General features: G+C 63.5%; 11 protein-coding genes and 1 tRNA gene. 10 read left to right on the top strand and 2 right to left on the bottom strand.

Going from position 1 to position 14,276, the window contains the following annotated elements:
- Positions 1-92: 92 nt before the first annotated feature.
- From betI to V1479_RS08770, 10 genes are all read left to right on the top strand, one after another.
- Entirely contained in the window at positions 93-686 is a 594-nt protein-coding gene (gene betI, locus V1479_RS08815) for a transcriptional regulator BetI (protein ID WP_368802575.1), read from the top strand.
- The gene (gene betC, locus V1479_RS08810; RefSeq protein ID WP_368802574.1) at positions 683-2,209 is read left to right on the top strand and encodes a choline-sulfatase; all 1,527 of its coding nucleotides are present in this window, start codon (positions 683-685) and stop codon (positions 2,207-2,209) included. The genes betI and betC overlap by 4 nt, the downstream gene beginning before the upstream one ends.
- Position 2,210: 1 nt before the next feature.
- Positions 2,211-2,849 (top strand): glutathione S-transferase family protein, encoded by a 639-nt coding sequence (locus V1479_RS08805; RefSeq protein WP_173190191.1) that lies wholly within the window; start codon positions 2,211-2,213, stop codon positions 2,847-2,849.
- Positions 2,846-3,838: a threonine/serine dehydratase family protein gene (locus V1479_RS08800; RefSeq protein WP_368802573.1), complete on the top strand. Its 993-nt coding sequence runs from the start codon at positions 2,846-2,848 to the stop codon at positions 3,836-3,838. Before V1479_RS08805 ends, V1479_RS08800 begins: the two co-directional genes overlap by 4 nt.
- Positions 3,831-5,483 (top strand): choline dehydrogenase, encoded by a 1,653-nt coding sequence (betA, locus tag V1479_RS08795; protein ID WP_368802846.1) that lies wholly within the window; start codon positions 3,831-3,833, stop codon positions 5,481-5,483. Before V1479_RS08800 ends, betA begins: the two co-directional genes overlap by 8 nt.
- A gap of 10 nt (positions 5,484-5,493) precedes the next feature.
- Positions 5,494-6,960 (top strand): betaine-aldehyde dehydrogenase, encoded by a 1,467-nt coding sequence (gene betB, locus V1479_RS08790; RefSeq protein WP_368802572.1) that lies wholly within the window; start codon positions 5,494-5,496, stop codon positions 6,958-6,960.
- 84 nt (positions 6,961-7,044) lie between these two features.
- Positions 7,045-7,121 (top strand) — tRNA-Pro (locus tag V1479_RS08785).
- A 194-nt stretch (positions 7,122-7,315) separates the two neighbouring features.
- A complete protein-coding gene (locus V1479_RS08780; protein ID WP_368802571.1) occupies positions 7,316-8,551 on the top strand; it encodes a sensor domain-containing diguanylate cyclase in 1,236 nt (411 codons plus the stop codon).
- A 132-nt stretch (positions 8,552-8,683) separates the two neighbouring features.
- The gene (locus V1479_RS08775; protein WP_368802570.1) at positions 8,684-8,881 is read left to right on the top strand and encodes a hypothetical protein; all 198 of its coding nucleotides are present in this window, start codon (positions 8,684-8,686) and stop codon (positions 8,879-8,881) included.
- Between the two features lie 132 nt (positions 8,882-9,013).
- Positions 9,014-11,707 carry a DUF2339 domain-containing protein gene (locus V1479_RS08770; protein WP_368802569.1) on the top strand — a complete coding sequence of 898 codons (2,694 nt, stop codon included), beginning with the start codon at positions 9,014-9,016 and terminating at the stop codon, positions 11,705-11,707.
- Between the two features lie 49 nt (positions 11,708-11,756).
- On the opposite strand, the gene V1479_RS08765 is transcribed toward V1479_RS08770, so the two are convergent.
- Together V1479_RS08765 and nspC are read right to left on the bottom strand one after the other, a co-directional pair.
- Positions 11,757-12,998 (bottom strand): saccharopine dehydrogenase family protein, encoded by a 1,242-nt coding sequence (locus V1479_RS08765; protein WP_368802568.1) that lies wholly within the window; start codon positions 12,996-12,998, stop codon positions 11,757-11,759.
- A 44-nt stretch (positions 12,999-13,042) separates the two neighbouring features.
- A complete protein-coding gene (nspC, locus tag V1479_RS08760) occupies positions 13,043-14,146 on the bottom strand; it encodes a carboxynorspermidine decarboxylase (protein WP_368802567.1) in 1,104 nt (367 codons plus the stop codon).
- Positions 14,147-14,276: the final 130 nt, after the last annotated feature.

Here is a 14,276-nt window from a genome sequence, read left to right as displayed (position 1 = left end):
TGCGCCGCCGTAAAGCCTTTTTCGCAAGCGCGAACACGCCGTTTTTCTTGATTGATTGGTCAATCAATAATAGGCTCCCTTTAGGAGTCGCTATGCCCAAGGTTGGAATGGAACCCCTGCGCCGCAAGGCGCTGATCGATGCCGCCGTGCTCGCCATAGGCGAACGCGGCTCGCTCGACGTCACGATGTCCGAAATCGCCACGCGCGCCGGCGTTTCGGCGGCACTCGCGCATCATTATTTCGGCGGAAAAGATGACCTGCTCGAAGCAACCATGCGGCACATCCTGCGCGAGCTCGGCAGGGACTCCGTGGCCGCGCTTGCCGGCGTCTCGGACCCGCTGGGCCGCGTCAGCGCGGTGATCGCGGTCAACTTCGCGCACAGCCAGTTCCGCCGCGAAACGATCGCGGCCTGGCTCGCCTTCTACGTCGAAGCGCAGCGCTCCGCCCCCATGCGCCGCCTGCTGCGCGTCTATACGCGCCGGCTTCATTCCAATCTCATGAGCGGACTGCGCGAGCTGCTGCCCGAGCGCGAAGCCGAGCGCACCGCAGAAGGTATCGCGGCATTGATCGACGGGCTCTACATCCGCCGCGCGCTCGTGGATGGCGCGCCGGATGCGGCCAGCGCCGTCGCTCTCGTGGAAGACTATCTCGAAACCCGGCTGGCAAGGGAGACCGCTCGCACATGACCGGCAGGCCGAACATTCTCGTCATTATGGTCGACCAGCTTAACGGGAAGCTGTTTCCCGACGGGCCGGCCAACTTCCTGCATACGCCGAACCTGAAGGCGCTGGCGCAGCGTTCGGCCCGGTTCGTCAACAACTATACCGCCTCGCCGCTCTGCGCACCCGGCCGCGCTGCCTTCATGAGCGGCATGCTGCCGTCACGCACCGGCGTCTACGACAACGCTGCCGAGTTTGCTTCGTCGATCCCCACCTTCGCGCATCATCTGCGCATGGCGGGCTACCAGACCTGCCTTTCCGGCAAGATGCACTTCGTCGGACCGGACCAGCTTCACGGCTTCGAGGAAAGGCTGAATACCGATGTCTATCCCGCCGATTTCGGCTGGACGCCCGACTACCGCAAGCCGGGCGAGCGCATCGACTGGTGGTATCACAACCTCGGGTCCGTCACCGGGGCCGGCGTGGCCGAGACGACCAACCAGCTCGAATATGACGACGAGGTCGCGCATCACGCGGTCCAGAAGCTCTACCAGCTCTCGCGCGCCTCGCAGGACGCCGAACGCCGTCCCTGGTGCCTGACCGTCTCCTTCACCCACCCTCACGATCCCTATGTCGCGCGCCGCAAATACTGGGATCTGTATGAGGATTGCGAGCAGCTCGAGCCGGAAGTCGGTTTCATCCCATACGAGCGGCAGGACCCGCATTCGCAGCGCCTCTACAAGGCCAGCGACTACGATTCATTCGACATCCAGCCGGAAGACGTCCGACGCTCGCGGCGCGGCTATTTCGCCAACATCTCATATCTCGATGACAAGGTTGGCGAATTGCTCGACACGCTCGAGCGCACGCGCATGCTGGACGACACCGTCATCTTGTTCTGCTCCGATCACGGCGACATGCTCGGCGAGCGCGGCCTCTGGTTCAAGATGAGCTTCTTCGAAGGCTCCGCGCGGGTGCCGTTGATGATTGCCGGCGCCGGAATCCCGGCCGGCCGCCATGACAGCCCGGTATCGAACCTCGACATCCTGCCCACGCTTTGCGACCTCGCAGGCGTGGATTTGAGTGCGGTGGCGCCGTGGGCCGACGGGCAGTCGCTGCTGCCACTGACACGTGGCGAGCCGCGCGCTGGACCGGTGCTGATGGAATATGCCGCCGAAGGATCCTACGCCCCGCTGGTCACGATCCGAGAGGGACGCTGGAAGTTCGTCCATTGCGAGCTCGATCCGCCGCAACTCTTCGATCTGGAGGCCGATCCGCGGGAGTTGACCAATCTCGCGGCCGATCCCGTCAATCAGGCCACCGTCCAGCGGTTCATGGAGACGGTGCGTGCCCGCTGGGATCTGGCCCGCTTCGACGCCGAGGTGCGTGAGAGCCAGGCTCGGCGCTGGGTTGTCTACCCGGCGCTGCGCAACGGCGCATATTATCCGTGGGACTTCCAGCCGCTGCAGAAGGCGTCCGAGCGCTACATGCGCAATCACATGGACCTGAACGTACTGGAAGACCGCCAACGCTTTCCAAGGGGAGAATGAGATGATCACCGTATGGGGCCGCGCAACATCTTCGAACGTCCAGATCGTGATGTGGGCCTTGGCAGAGATCGGTCTTGAATGCCATCGTATCGACGCCGGGCACAGCTTCGGAAAGGTCGACACGCCAGAGTTCCGGGCGATGAACCCCAACGGCCTCGTGCCGGTGCTCATCGACGGCGATGCCGAACCCTTGTGGGAGAGTGCTACGATCGTGCGCTACCTCGGAGCCAAGTACGGCTCCGGGGCGTTCTGGCCTACCGATCCGTTCGAGCGCGCGCGGGTCGACAAATGGGCGGAGTGGATCAAGACAAGCTTCGGCCCTGTCTTTCTCACGGGCGTCTTCTGGTCGCTTCTCCAGAAGCCGGAAAACCGTGATGCCGCCGCGTTCACGACCGCCGTGGAAAAGCTTAAGCCGCTGGCTCGGATGCTCGACGCGCGGCTCGCGGACGGTCCGTATCTCGGCGGCGACGAACCCTGCTTTGCCGACATGATCGTAGGCACGCTGCTTTATCGCTATTTCACGCTCGACTTCGACCGCGCCGATACCCCCAACCTGCGCGCCTACTACGACAGGCTTGTCGCCCGTCCCGCCTATGCCGAGCACGTGATGGTCTCCTACGACGCGCTGAGGGCAAAATGATCCCGGATCTGGACCATCTTCGCCGCGCCTATGCCGCAACCTCGCAGGCAACGCAGGTTACGCCGCTGCTTGAATCGGCCGCACTTGCCGGGCTCACCGGCGCGGCGCGCGTCTTCGTCAAACCGGAGTCGCTGCAATGGGCAGGCTCCTTCAAGGTGCGCGGTGCGTACTGGCGCCTGAAGCAGCTTTCAACCGAAGAGGCCAAACGCGGGGTCGTCGCCTACTCCTCCGGCAATTTCGCGCAGGGTCTGGCGGCGGCAGGCCAGGCGCTCGGCGTGCCAGTCACCATCGTCATGCCCATCGATGCGCCGAAGGCCAAGAGCGACGCCACGCGCGGCTACGGAGCACGCGTGGTTCAAACGGAGCATGGCAGCCGGGCGCGGGAGGAAGTCGCCCTGGAGCGCGCGCAGAAGATCGCCGTGGATGAAGGGCTGACCCTTCTCCATCCGTTCGACGATCCCGAGGTCGTGGCCGGCCAGGGCGGCGTCGGCATCGAAGCGATCGACCAGCTCGCCGCACGCAATGCGGCGGCCGACATCGTCTTCTGTCCCGTTGGCGGCGGTGGGCTGATTGGCGGCGTGGCACTCGCCTTTCACTACCTCTCACCGACAACCGAAATCGTTGCCGTCGAGCCCGAACGCTTCAACGGCATGGGCACCTCGCTTTCGGAAGGCGGCATAGAAACGGTTCCGCTGACGACCCCGCCATCGATCTGCGACGGGCTGATGGCGCGCCGGCCAGGCGTGGCGCCTTTCGCGGCAATGGAAAAGGCAGGAGCCCGTCCCGTCACGATCAGCGATGCGGAAGTGCGAAGCGCGATGAAATTCGCCTTTGAGCGACTGAAGCTGGTGCTCGAACCGTCGGGCGCCGCCTCCCTCGCCGCCCTGCTTTCCGGCAAGGTGGATGTCGCCGGGAAAACGATCCTCGTGGTCTCGTCGGGCGGCAATGTCGCGCTGGCCGATTTCATGCGGCATGTCGGCGATGCTTGAAGCGGATTTCGTCATCGTCGGCTCGGGCTCGGCCGGTGCCGCCATGGCCTACAGGCTGTCGGAGGACGGCAAGCATTCGGTGTTCGTGATCGAATATGGCGGCACCGACATCGGCCCATTCATCCAGATGCCGGCTGCCCTGTCCTTCCCGATGAACATGAGCCGCTACGACTGGGGCTTCCAGAGCGAGCCCGAGCCTCATCTCGGCGGGCGGGTGCTGGCGACGCCGCGCGGCAAGGTGATCGGCGGCTCGTCGTCCATCAACGGTATGGTCTACGTGCGCGGGCATGCCCGCGACTTCGACCATTGGTCGGACGAAGGCGCGGCCGGCTGGGCCTATGCCGACGTGCTCCCCTATTTCAAGCGGATGGAAAATTCGCACGGCGGCGAAGATGGCTGGCGTGGTCACGACGGCCCTCTCCACGTGCAACGCGGGCCGCGGAAGAACCCGCTCTATTCCGCTTTCGTAGAGGCGGGCCAGCAGGCCGGCTTCGAGCTCACGCCCGACTATAACGGCGCCAAGCAGGAAGGTTTCGGGCCGATGGAACAGACGATCCATAAGGGTCGCCGCTGGTCCGTCGCCAACGCCTATCTCCGCCCGGCGCTGAAACGCAGAAACGTGAATCTCGTCAACGGCTTCGCACGGCGTGTGGTCATCGAGAATCAACACGCCGTCGGTGTGGAAATCGAAGCTCGCGGAAAGATTCAGGTCGTTAAGGCACGACGCGAGGTGGTGCTTGCCGCCTCCTCTATCAACTCGCCGAAACTGCTGATGCTTTCCGGCATCGGGCCCGCCGACCATCTGCGGGAAAACGGCATCGCTGTCGTCGCCGACAGGCCAGGAGTCGGCCAGAACCTGCAGGACCACATGGAGCTCTACATCCAGCAGGAATCGCTCCAGCCGATCACGCTCTATTCGAAGCTGAACCTGTGGTCCAAGGCGCTCATTGGCGCCGAGTGGCTGTTCTTCAAGTCCGGCCTTGGCGCGAGCAACCATTTCGAGGCGGCCGCCTTCCTGCGTTCGGCAGCAGGCGTCGACTATCCCGACATCCAGTATCACTTCATCCCCGTCGCCATCCGCTATGACGGCAAGGCGGCGGCGAAGGCGCACGGCTTTCAGGCCCATGTCGGGCCTATGCGCTCCAGGTCGCGCGGGGCCGTCACGCTTCGCTCGGGCGATCCGCGCGAAAAGCCGCTCATCCGCTTCAACTACATGTCCCACCCTGACGACTGGTCAGACTTCCGCCACTGCATCCGGCTGACCCGGGAGATTTTCGGACAGGCGGCGTTCGACCTCTATCGCGGCCGCGAAATCTCGCCCGGCGAGCACGTTCAGAGTGACGACCAGCTCGACGATTTCATCCGGGAGCATGCGGAGAGCGCCTACCATCCGTGCGGCACCTGCCGGATGGGAGCCGCCGACGACCCCCGGAGCGTTGTCGACCCGGAATGCAGGGTGATCGGCGTTGAGGGGCTGCGTGTGGCTGATTCCTCGATCTTCCCGCGCATAACCAATGGCAATCTCAACGCGCCTTCCATTATGGTGGGCGAAAAGGCGTCCGACCACATCCTCGGCCGCCAGCCGCTCAGCCCGTCCAATCAGGAGCCGTGGATCAATCCACGCTGGCAGATTTCCGACCGATAGGAGTTCCGGTATGCGCGCCCAGCCCAAGGCATCGCACTACATCAACGGCCGTTTCGTGGACGACGAGCAAGGCCAGCCACTCGAGGTGATCTATCCGGCCACCGGGGAGGTAATCGCGCGGCTGCACGCGGCGACCGGCAATATTGTCGAACTTGCAGTCGAAGCCGCACGCGCCGCCCAGGAGCAATGGGCCCGTATGCGCCCCGCCGAGCGCGGCCGCATCCTGCGTCGCGCAGCCGAGCTGCTTTACCGGCATAACGACGAGATCGCGCGGCTTGAAACGCTGGATACCGGCAAGCCATTGCAGGAAACCACGGTCGCCGATCCTGCATCGGCCGCCGAGGCCCTCGAATTCTTCGGCGGCGCGGTTGCGGGCTATCATGGCGAATATGTCGACCTCGGCGGCGGCCCCTTCGGCTACACGCGGCGCGAGCCGCTGGGTGTGTGCGTCGGTATCGGTGCGTGGAATTATCCGATCCAGATCGCTGGCTGGAAATCGGCTCCGGCGCTGGCCATGGGCAACGCCATGATCTTCAAGCCGTCCGAGGTCACGCCGCTATCCGCGCTCCGGCTTGCCGAGATTTACACGGAAGCCGGTTTGCCTGCGGGGCTTTTCAACGTCGTTCAGGGCTTCGGCGACGTTGGCGCCGCACTGGTCGCGCACCCGGCAGTCGCCAAGGTCTCGCTGACGGGCTCGGTGCCGACCGGCAAGAAGGTTCTGTCGCTGGCCGGCTCGCACATGAAGCACGCGACGATGGAACTGGGCGGCAAGTCGCCGATCATCATTTTCGACGACGCCGACGTGGAAAACGCCGTCAGCGGCGCGATGCTTGGCAATTTCTATTCCACCGGGCAGGTATGTTCGAACGGCACCCGCGTCTTCGTGCAGGACGGCATCTATGAGCGTTTCCTCAAACGCCTGACCGCCCGCACGAGCAAGATCGTCATCGGCGACCCGCTCGACCCTGACACTCAGATGGGACCGCTGATCAACAAGGCGCAGCACGATAAAGTCACTGACTACATCGAGATCGGCAAGTCCGAAGGCGCCAAGCTCCATTATGGCGGCGCCGTGCCGCAGCTTCAGGGTTTCGAGAACGGCCTGTTCGTGGAACCGACCATCTTCACCGCCGTGACCGATGACATGCGCATCGCGCGCGAGGAAATCTTCGGGCCGGTCATGAGCGTGCTCTCCTTCTCCGACGAGGTCGAGGCGATCGAACGCGCCAACAATACCGAATTCGGGTTGGCGGCCGGCGTATTCACACGTGATCTGCCGCGCGCACACCGGGTGATCGGCGAGCTCCAAGCGGGAACCTGCTGGATCAATACCTACAATCTAACGCCGGTCGAACTGCCTTTCGGCGGCGCCAGGCAGTCCGGCATCGGCCGCGAGAATTCGCTGGCCGCGCTTTCCCACTACTCGCAACTCAAGTCGGTGTACGTGGAGACGGGGGACGTCGACAGCCCTTACTGACGCCCGGCGTATAAATAGCGATTGTCCGCCGGTTCGGGCTTGCGGGCGATGCGGCCGAACGCTATAAGCCCGGCCTGCTGGTCACGGAGTGTAGCGCAGCCTGGTAGCGCACCTCGTTCGGGACGAGGGGGTCGCAGGTTCAAATCCTGCCACTCCGACCATGCCGGCCAACGATCTGGCCATTTCCTGATTTCTTGTCCGAGAGTTTTCAGAACATGCGTTTCGTTGCGCGCTGGATAGGCGTGCAGCAGAGTTCGACTGAACCTGCGTGGGAGTCGTCGACTGCATACCCGTCGCAATTAACCTGCTGCTAATTGATTTGGGGCATGTCGGTGTGGGCGTGGCAGGAGAGATTATGACTCAGAATGTGCTCGCCGTTCCAAGTCCGCTGCTGAGTGTCGACGAGGCCCTGCGCCTCGAAGCCCTGGATCGGCTCGATATCCTGGATACGCCCCGCGACCCCGCCTTCCAGCAGCTCGCCTCGCTCATCGAAAGCATATTCGACGTGCCGGTTGCCATCATTTCCCTGATGGATGCGCACCGTCAGTGGTACAAGGCCCATACCGGTCTTGCGAATGAGGAGGCGGCGAGGCCTGACACATTCTGCAAGCACGTCATCGTCTCCGGCGAACATATGGTCGTGGAGGATGCAGCACTCGACCCTCGCTTCCGCGACAATCCCTTCGTGACGGGAACGTCCGGAATACGCTTTTATGCCGGCGTGCCGCTTCGGGCCCGCGAAGGCGAGGTCGTTGGCACTGTCTGTGCCATCGATTACCGGCCGCGCAAATGGACAGCGCGTGAAACGCAAATCCTGTCCGATATCGCGGCAATCGCGATGACCACGATGGAACTCAGCAGGCATGTCGCGACCGACGACCTGACCGGCTGCGTGGCTCGCCGCGTGTTCATGGAAGAAAGCAATCGCACATTCGCCGCGGCGCGCCGGCACAGCCATAGCCTGTCCTGTGTGACCTTCGATCTCGACCATTTCAAAGCCGTCAATGACAACCACGGCCACAAGGCGGGCGATCTGGTGCTGTCAGGCGCCGCCAACACCGTTCGCTCGGCGTTGCGCGAATCGGACCTGTTCGGGCGAGTGGGCGGCGAGGAATTCGCCATTCTGATGCCCCAGACGCCCCTCCAGGGCGCGCTGGACGCGGCCGAAAAGTTGCGCAGCGCACTTTCCTCCAGCCCCATCGACGTCGGCCCTCAAAAACTGAATATTACCGGAAGCTTCGGCGTTGCGACGCTTGATCGCGGGGTCTCCGATTTTGCCGCGCTGCTGGCTGCGGCAGATACTGCGATGTATGTTTCGAAGCATGAGGGGCGCAACCGCTGCACGGCAGCTCCGCAGATATCGGATCGGCGTCGCGTCCTGAAATCCGGCCTCATTATCTTTCAGAACCGCTCCTCGACCGTCGACTGTACGGTGCGGTCGTTGGGGGAAGACGGTGCCGGCATCGATGTATCGAGCACGAACGGCGTTCCTGACGGTTTCGCGCTGCGTATCGGACCGGAACTGATTGAAAAGAGATGCCGGGTTGTCGCGAGAGCGGACCGCCATCTGGAAGTCGCCTTCCTGCCCTGAGGCACATCTCCAATCCGCATGCTCCCAGACTTTTTCTAGCGGCTATTTGTTGCACAAGGATGCAAACTCTCGTTTGCGCGGTAACATTTCAGCGGCTAAAATCGCGCTTTATGCGGGTTACAGGGGGCCAACTTGAAACTTCACCAGCGTGGCGTTGATCTTTTGCTGAATGTGCAATCGGCTCTGGAACATCTGGATGCATTGCCTGCGCATGAAGTGAGAAACCTGCTGATCGAGACCGAGATCGTGTTGCGCGACCTGCTCGCGCGCGACCGGCCGGTGCAGCAGGCGAGCGAAAAGGCTTCTCAACCGGGTGCTGCGGGCAGCTAGGCGGATTTAAACCGGCTGCTCGCCGGTCAGGGCGGCAAAAGACCGCCAATGCACGGCTAGATTGAACGAACGGGCAATAAGCGGTAGCCATCCTTCTGCGCGACTCGCGCCGGGAGAGAGGGAAGCCCCGCGATGGAATTCATCATCCTCATAGCCGCCATCGCGGTATTCGCCGTGCTGCGCAAACAGCACACGCGTCTCGGTGAGCTGGAACGTCAGCTCGTTGCGTTGCAGGCACGGGTCGCGGCCGACAGTTCGATGGCCGCGAACGCAGTGCCCGCAGCGGTAACGGAAGCAACGTCTGTTTCCATCGAAGAGGGCACCGTCGAGCCTGCTGAACCCGCGCCGGTCGAGGACAGCGAGCCCGATATTGAGGAGCAGTCGCCAAGCCCGTGGGCGCAGGCTGCGGCACGCGCCACAAGCGACGAAGCAGCGGCGACCGCCCTGCCCTACGTCACGGAGGTGACCCGAAAGCCGGATCTTGAAACGACGCTTGGCACGCGTTGGGCTGTCTGGGTCGGGGGTCTAGCGCTGGCGCTGGGCGGTGTCTTCCTTGTCCGCTACTCGATCGAGGCCGGCATATTCGGCCCCGGCGTACGACTCACTTTCGCCTCCGTGTTCGGCGCGCTGCTGGCCGGTGCGGGCGAACTGTCAAGACGGCGCGGCTTCCGATCGCCCGTTGGAGGGCTGGATGCCGCCTATATCCCCGCCATTCTGACTGCCGCCGGTGCCTTTACACTGTTTGGCGCCACCTACGCTGCTCATGGAATCTACGGTTTCATCGGGCCGACTGTCGCGTTCGTGCTGCTTGGCGCTTTGGCGCTGGCCACCGTTGCCGCAGCGCTCATTCACGGACAGGCGCTCGCCGGCCTCGGGCTTCTCGGCTCCTACCTGACGCCGTTACTGGTCGCGTCCGACGCGCCGAGCGCGTGGACGCTGTTCATCTACCTGGCGATCGTGCTGGGCGCGGCCGTTGCCGTCGCTGCCACAAGGCGCTGGCAGTTGCTGGCATCGGGCGCATATCTGGGCGCTGGCCTGTGGAGCGTCGCCTATCTCGCCGGCGCTCCCGTACCTGAGGCGGGCCCACTCGTATTCCTGCATCTGGTGGGACTTGCCGTTCTCGGTGGCATCTGGCTTGCCAGACGGTCCGATGCCGACACCACCCGCACTACCGATGCCGCGTGCGTGGTCGCTGCGATCTTCGCCGCGCTCATGGCGCTCACTACGGTCAATCTCGACGGCACGACCTCCAGCAATGTCTGGGCCGCGGCGTTGATAACCGCCATGCTCGGCGTGGCCGCATGGCGCGCCCGCGCGATTGCGATGCTGCACGCAGCCGGACTGGCGGCAATCGTCCTCCAGGGCCTGCGCATTCTGAATGGCGATTTCATTTTCGACCTCTATGGCGGCCGCTTCGCCATGGACGGAATCTGGGCCGATATCGGCGCCGGCAGCTTCGCGCGTTATGCCGCCGCCATCGCGATCCTGTTTTTTGCCGGTGGCGTTGCGATGGCCAGGCGTTCGGTCGCAACCAATCCCGTTCAGGCGTTGAGCTGGGCGTTTTGGGCTGCGGTGTTACCCGTCAGCACACTCGCGATCACCTGGTTCCTCCACGGCAATCTCAACATCGACTGGCGTTTTGCCGCAGCGGCATTCGTCCTTGCAGGAGCATTGGGTGCAGCGGCAGAACTGGTCGCCCGAGCCGAGCAACCGCCGCAGACCGGCGGCTGGGCGGTCACCTTCCTCGCAGCGGGTGCTGCGGCAGCCTTTGCCCTTGCTCTCGTCACCGGTTTCGGTCCGGTGCTGACAACAGTGCTGACCGGCGTCGCCGCGGCTTTGCCGGCTGCGTTGACACGACTGCGGCGGTGGCCTGTGCTCGGCTGGCTATCAACCGGCTTCGCCGCGGTGACGCTTGGCAGGGTGATTGTCGATCCGACCATCGCCGGTCCGGAATTCCTCGGCACGACGCCGTTCTTCAACGAGCTGACGCCCGGCTACCTGCTGCCTGCTGCGGCATTCGCCTATGCCGCATGGCAACTGCTGCGCACCACTGATGGCAGGGCGCGGCTGACGATGGAGGCATTCTCGGCGCTTTTCGCGCTGGTTGGCGCAGGCATGCTGGCGCGGCACGCGATGTATGGCGGCGTCATCGACGCGAGCGAGCCGACACTCGGAGAACAATCCATCTACACACTGATCGCCATCGGCGGCGGCGCGGTGCTGCTGGCACTCGACAGGCGCTCGCCGAGCCCCGTGTTTCAATGGGGTTCCATCGGGCTCGGCGCGTTGTCCGTCCTGTTCATCGCGAGCGCGCATTTCATCGGCCTCAACCCGCTGCTCACCAACGAGTCCACGGGCACCATTCCAGTCGTCAACCTTCTGCTGCTTGGCTATCTGATGCCCGCGATCGCGCTGGCTGCGCTGGCATGGCGCGCGCGGGGCATCCGGCCGGACTGGTACGTCGCGATGCTGTCCATCTGTGCGGCAGCGCTCGGCTTTGCCTACGTCACGCTTTCCGTGCGTCGCCTTTTCCAGGGTGAGTTCATCGGCGCGTGGAAGGGCATGGGCGAAGTCGAGGCGTACACGCACTCCGCCGTCTGGCTGGTGCTCGGCGTACTCCTGCTGGTCGCGGGGCTACGCTTCGGTTCGCGGGCCCTGCGTCTCGCCTCGGCGGTGCTGGTCGTGGTGGCTGTGGCCAAGGTCTTCGTCTACGACATGCGCCAGCTTGAAGGTGTATTGCGCGCCCTCTCCTTCATGGGGCTGGGCGGCGTGCTGATCGGCATCGGCATGTTCTACCAGCGCATGCTGGCAACGGCCAAAAACTAACCCGCCCCGGCGTCTGGCCGAGGCGGGTTACAGGCACGTTCAGTGGAAACTAGGCGAAGTCGACCGCCCTGTCGTCCTCGCCTTCACGGATCCGCGTCGGCAGGCCGATCCTGTCGAGCACCGCGAGGAACGGACGCGGCGGCAGGTCTTCGACATTGGCCATCTTCTTCACGTCCCACTCTCCGGTCGCAATCAGCATCGCGGCCGCGACCGCAGGAACGCCGGCAGTGTAGGAGATGCCCTGGCTGCCAACCTCCTCGTAGGCTTCCTTGTGGTCGGCCACGTTGTAGATGAAGACCTCGCGCTCTTTGCCGTCCTTCACGCCCTTGACCAGATCGCCAATGCAGGTCTTTCCGATGTAGCTCGGCGCGAGCGACGACGGATCGGGCAATACCGCCTTCACCACCTTCAGCGGCACGACGTCCAGCCCTTCTGCGGTGGTGACCGGCTGCTCGGAGAGGAGCCCCAGATTATTGAGCACAGTGAAGACGTTGACGTAGTGGTCGCCGAAGCCCATCCAGAAGCGCACCGTCGGCACGCCGAGGTTCTGCGACAGCGAGTGCACCTCGTCGTGCCCGGTCATGTAGGTCGTGCTGGTGCCGACCACCGGCAGGTCCCACTCCTTGCGGACCTCGAACATCTTGTTCGAAACCCATTCGTTGCTCTGCCAGGACCAGACCTGCCCCGTGAACTCGCGGAAATTGATCTCCGGGTCGAAATTGGTCGCGAACCAGCGGCCATGGCTGCCGGCATTGACGTCGATGATGTCGATCGTGTCGACCCGGTCGAAATATTCGTCATAGGCGAGCTTGGCATAGGCGTTCACCACGCCAGGGTCGAAGCCCGCGCCCAGGACGGCAGTCACGCCGGCCTTCTCGCATTCCTCGCGCCGCTTCCATTCGTAGTTGGCGTACCACGGCGGCGTCTCGCAGATCTTCAGCGGGTCCTCGTGGATGGCGGTGTCGATATAGGCCGCGCCCGTCTCGATGCAGGCAGACAGTACCGACATGTTGACGAAGGCCGAGCCCACATTGATGACGATTTCGGCGCCCGTCTTTTCGATCAGCGCCTTTGTCGCGCCGACATCCATTGCGTCAAGTGCATGAGCCTCGACCCGGCCGTCTGTCTTGAGAGCCTTCTTCTCGTTGATCGAATCCACGATGGCGTGGCATTTCTCGACGGTTCGCGAGGCGACATGAATGTCTCCGAGAACGTCGTTGTTCTGCGCGCATTTGTGCGCCACGACCTGCGCCACGCCGCCGGCGCCGATGATGAGGACGTTTTTCTTCATTTCGGGGGTCTGTCTCCTTCAAGACTGCTTGAAACGGGACGGGCCTACGAAAGGCTCGCAGCATAATCGTCAAAGCCGAACTCGCGCACGACCTTTACGGTTCCGTCGAGCTCGCGCACCGCGATGGACGGCATCTTCACGCCGTTGAACCAGTTCTTCTTGACCATGGTATAACCGGCGGCGTCCTGGACGGAGATCCGGTCGCCAACCTTGAGCTCGGCGGGGAAGCGGAACTCGCCGAAGATATCGCCCGCAAGGCACGACTTGCCGCACACCATGTAGGTGTGCTCGCCCTTGTTGGGTTCGATCTTGGCGGTCTCGCGATAGATCAGCAGGTCGAGCATGTGCGCCTCGATCGAGCTGTCGACGATGGCGAGGTTCTTGCCATTGAACAGCGTGTCGAGCACCGTGACCTCGAGCGTCGTGCTCTTGGTGATCGAGGCTTCGCCCGGCTCGAGATACACCTGAACACCGTAGCGCTCGGCGAACGCCTTCAGTCGCGCGCAGAACGCGTCGATCGGGTAGTCGTCGCCGGTAAAATGAATGCCGCCGCCGAGGCTGACCCAGTCGACGCGCGACAGCAGCGTGCCGAACCGTTCCTCGATCTGGCCGAGCATCCGGTCGAACAGGTCGAAATCGGCGTTCTCGCAGTTGTTGTGGATCATGAAGCCGGTTACCCGGTCCATCACCGTCTCGACCTTGGCAACGTCCCATTCACCCAGCCGGCTGAACGGGCGCGCCGGGTCGGCGAGATCGAAGCTCGATGACGAGACCTGAGGATTGAGCCGAAGCCCGCACGCAATGTCGGTCGCCCGGTCGGCGAAGCGCTCTAGCTGGCCGATCGAGTTGAAGATGATCTTGTTGGCGTGGGAAACTACCTCGTCGATCTCGTGATCCGCGTAGGCGACCGAATAGGCGTGGGTTTCGCCACCGAACTTCTCACGCCCCAGCCGCACCTCGTTGAGCGACGAGGAGGTGGTACCATCCATGTAGTCGCGCATGAGGTCGAAGACCGACCATGTCGCAAAGCATTTGAGCGCCAGCAGCGCCTTGGCGCCAGAGGCCTGGCGCACATAGGCGATCTTCTCCATGTTGCGAAGCAGCTTCTGCTTGTCGATCAGATAGTACGGGGTGGCAATCGTGGTCATCGTGCAATTCGCCTTCGGGTCTCGGGGCGGGTTATAGGCATGCGGGCGCGAATGGCAAATCCCGCACGGCCCATGGCAGCCTTTTGCCACATGCGCTTGACGGTGAGATCACACGGAAAACGGGTTATTC

The sequence above is a fragment of the Neoaquamicrobium sediminum genome, from assembly GCF_040970315.1.
Taxonomy (GTDB): Bacteria; Pseudomonadota; Alphaproteobacteria; order Rhizobiales; family Rhizobiaceae; genus Aerobium; species Aerobium sediminum.
Note: the sequence above shows the minus strand (reverse complement) of the source record. Positions and strands in the feature narration are given on the sequence as shown.

What these genes read in the sequence shown, in the direction of transcription:
- V1479_RS08765 (WP_368802568.1), bottom strand. Translation starts at nt 12,998, where the DNA reads ATGAAGAAAAACGTCCTCATCATCGGCGCCGGCGGCGTGGCGCAGGTC.
- betC (WP_368802574.1), top strand. Translation starts at nt 683, where the DNA reads ATGACCGGCAGGCCGAACATTCTCGTCATTATGGTCGACCAGCTTAAC.
- V1479_RS08780 (WP_368802571.1), top strand. Translation starts at nt 7,316, where the DNA reads ATGACTCAGAATGTGCTCGCCGTTCCAAGTCCGCTGCTGAGTGTCGAC.
- nspC (WP_368802567.1), bottom strand. Translation starts at nt 14,146, where the DNA reads ATGACCACGATTGCCACCCCGTACTATCTGATCGACAAGCAGAAGCTG.
- betA (WP_368802846.1), top strand. Translation starts at nt 3,831, where the DNA reads ATGCTTGAAGCGGATTTCGTCATCGTCGGCTCGGGCTCGGCCGGTGCC.
- V1479_RS08805 (WP_173190191.1), top strand. Translation starts at nt 2,211, where the DNA reads ATGATCACCGTATGGGGCCGCGCAACATCTTCGAACGTCCAGATCGTG.
- V1479_RS08800 (WP_368802573.1), top strand. Translation starts at nt 2,846, where the DNA reads ATGATCCCGGATCTGGACCATCTTCGCCGCGCCTATGCCGCAACCTCG.
- betB (WP_368802572.1), top strand. Translation starts at nt 5,494, where the DNA reads ATGCGCGCCCAGCCCAAGGCATCGCACTACATCAACGGCCGTTTCGTG.
- betI (WP_368802575.1), top strand. Translation starts at nt 93, where the DNA reads ATGCCCAAGGTTGGAATGGAACCCCTGCGCCGCAAGGCGCTGATCGAT.
- V1479_RS08770 (WP_368802569.1), top strand. Translation starts at nt 9,014, where the DNA reads ATGGAATTCATCATCCTCATAGCCGCCATCGCGGTATTCGCCGTGCTG.